This is a genomic window from Peribacillus sp. SIMBA_075, assembly GCF_046534585.1.
In genome coordinates, this window is record NZ_JAWRYN010000551.1 from 1 (window position 1) to 274 (window position 274).

Here is a 274-nt window from a genome sequence, read left to right on the forward strand (position 1 = left end):
TCCTCCGGTCAACTCGTTCGCGGGAGACGGGGGCGGCAGCGTCATGGTCACCGCGTTCAAGGGCACGGAGGATGCGACGGACGCGCCCGGAGGGGCGGACCTGGTCGTGCGGGCGGTCGAGACCCGCGGCGAGGGCGGACGCTCGCGCATCGAGCTCCCGGTCGTCGGGCGGACCATCGAGGAGGACTTCGGGCCGTCCCAACTGCGGACGTTCGTGGTCCCGGCCGACCCAGCGGCGCCCATCCGCGAGGTCGACCTGATCGAGCGCCCCCTG

Annotated in this window: 1 protein-coding gene; it reads left to right on the forward strand. The window is 73.7% G+C overall.

The genetic code is table 11. From position 1 onward, the window contains the following. Positions 1-43: 43 nt before the first annotated feature. On the forward strand, positions 44-274 hold a 231-nt coding region (locus tag SB775_RS29365; RefSeq protein WP_410864760.1), incomplete at its 3' end, for a hypothetical protein.